Origin of the sequence: Klenkia terrae (assembly GCF_900491935.1) — a bacterium.
Classification (GTDB): Bacteria; Actinomycetota; Actinomycetes; order Mycobacteriales; family Geodermatophilaceae; genus Klenkia; species Klenkia terrae.
This window is the reverse complement of record NZ_UEXK01000020.1, coordinates 1-1,750: the sequence shown is the minus strand read 5'-3', so window position 1 is coordinate 1,750 and position 1,750 is coordinate 1. Positions and strand designations below refer to the sequence as shown.

Genomic DNA, 1,750 nt, shown 5'->3' with positions numbered 1-1,750 from the left:
CCGCTGGTCGAACTCGCGCAGCTCCAGCTGTCCCACCTCGACCGCGCGGCGCAACCGGGTCTCCACCAGAGCCCGCTCGGCGTCGGACACCCGTAGCAGGGACGGCGGCACCGGCTCGCTCACGAGCAGCATCCTGGCAGCCGCCGGGCACTGCGCTCCACCGAGTGCGGAAGGAGAGCGGCCAGAAGGTTCTCGTGACCGTCCTGGCTCAGCACTCGACGGCGGCGACCCGTGGGCAGCGCCGTCCGCCGCGCCACGGTGCCGGGCCGGTGCGACCGCGGTGGGTCAGCCGTGCCAGCTGTCCAGCAGGTGCCGAGCCGCCGCGACATCTCCCTGGGCCATCGCGCGGACAGCGGCGTCGACGGCGGCCCGCGCCGACTCCGCCCGCTGACGTGTCCCGGTGCGCCGGCTGCCGAGGTCCCGGTCGGTCCAGTCGAGCGTGTCGTCGAGGGTGTAGACGAGTTCGTCGATGTCGGGGTCGGTGGTCACCCCCCGGCTGGGCCAGAGCAGGCGGGTGAGCCACCGGAGATCACGATCACCGGCCAGGACGAGTTCGGCGCCCCAGGCCATCGCGGCCCGCTGGCCGTCGGGCGGCGCCGCACCCAGCTCGGCCAGGGCTGCAGGCCAGAGCTCGCTCACCTCGGGCTCGTGACCGCGCAACGAGGCGAGCTCCAGGACTGCGTCGCCCTCCCGCCCTTCAGCGATCCAGTGTGCGGCCAGCATCGGCCGATCCTCGTGTCGGATCTGCCCGCGCTCGAACAGGGCTGCAGCGAGGAGAGGAGTGAGGGGCGCGGTAGACATCGGAGCGGGCCGGGGTGCCCAGAGAGCTGGTCCGAGCAGTAGGCGCCCGAGTCGCGCGGGACTGCAGGGCTGCGAACTCGCTCGGGCACTGGACTGCTCCTCGGCCGGTTCACCCGACGCCGAGGTGCGCATCCGGATGCGGGGGAAGGTGGCAGCGAGCCAGTCCGCGTCCTCGTCGTCGAAGCGTGCACCCGACGGTTCCCCATCCAGGACGGCGGGCTGGCCGTCGTCGCCGGGCTGGCCGAGCTCGGTGAGCACCTCGTCCGCTAGGTAGCCCACTGCCTCGGCCACGTCGAACGACTCGCCATCTGGGCCCCACGGCAGCTCGGCGAGCGCATCGGGGTCGGCGAGGACCAGCTCGAACGCAGACCGGCCCTGGAGCACCAGCCAGAGTCGGAAGTGTTGGAAGGCATCGTCGCTCATCCCGCCGGCCGCGGCGAAACCCGCCGCCCAGAGTTGCCAGCTGTTGGCCTGGGTCGTCTGTTCCCGGAGCACCTGCTGGAAGCCGCGGACCGACTGCGGGTCCAGATCGCGGAGTGCGGAACGGAGCGCGGTGATCCGCTCCTCCACCGCGGTGACCGGATCGGTCGATCGGATCGAGGCACGGGACGGTTCGAGGATTCCCCAGAATTCGTCGGCGTCCATGCCGCCCAACGCTACGTCGACCCTGAGCCAATCCCGGCGTCGCGCCGCACGGCCGGCGTGACCGACCGGTAGCTGTGCGCCATCTGCATCGAGTGCGCCACCGGTCCGGTCCGCGGGGATCGGGGACCGGACTGGTGACGCACTCGACGAGTGCGGGACCGACTAGGAGCGGCGGCCGAGCAGGTAGCCGACGCCCACGCCCAGCAGCGTGAGCGCGGCACCACCGAGCGCGGCCAGGGCGAGCTCGGCCGGGGCGGACCCGGACGACCCGCCCGCGGGGGGCGCGAACCGGGTGGGGGCGGCA

Annotated in this window: 2 protein-coding genes; both read right to left on the bottom strand. The window is 73.1% G+C overall.

All coding sequences use genetic code 11. The features are described from left to right. On the bottom strand, positions 1 to 132 hold a 132-nt coding region (locus LFA75_RS24245), incomplete at its 3' end, for a DUF1707 domain-containing protein (protein ID WP_225236175.1). Between the two features lie 153 nt (positions 133 to 285). Further along, positions 286 to 1,446, bottom strand: a complete 1,161-nt coding sequence (locus tag LFA75_RS23710; RefSeq protein WP_225236174.1) for a DUF4240 domain-containing protein — start codon at positions 1,444 to 1,446, stop codon at positions 286 to 288. Positions 1,447 to 1,750: the final 304 nt, after the last annotated feature.

Coding starts and splice junctions, on each gene's coding strand:
- LFA75_RS23710 (WP_225236174.1), bottom strand. CDS start 1,446: ATGGACGCCGACGAATTCTGGGGAATCCTCGAACCGTCCCGTGCCTCG.